Here is a 232-nt window from a genome sequence, read left to right on the forward strand (position 1 = left end):
GATCGGATCGTGCTCGTGGTGCCGGCGGGGCACGCCCTGGCCCGGCGCAGCGGGGTCGCGTTCCGGGAGGTGCTGGACGAGCCCCTGGTCGGCCTCGGCCATGGCCGGGCGCTGCAGGCGCATCTGGCGACCCACGCCGCCCGCGCAGGCCGGCCGTTCAAGCTCCGGGTCCGCCTCAACGGTCTCGACGCGGTCTGCCGCATGGTCGAGCGCGGCGTCGGCGTGGCGATCG

General features: G+C 76.7%; 1 protein-coding gene. It reads left to right on the plus strand.

The window, feature by feature from the left end:
• Positions 1-232, plus strand: a 232-nt coding sequence (locus AC1RQI_RS17580) for a LysR substrate-binding domain-containing protein (protein ID WP_481905888.1), incomplete at both ends; no start/stop codon positions are given.

The sequence above is a fragment of the Salicola sp. AFF1 genome (assembly GCF_056783195.1).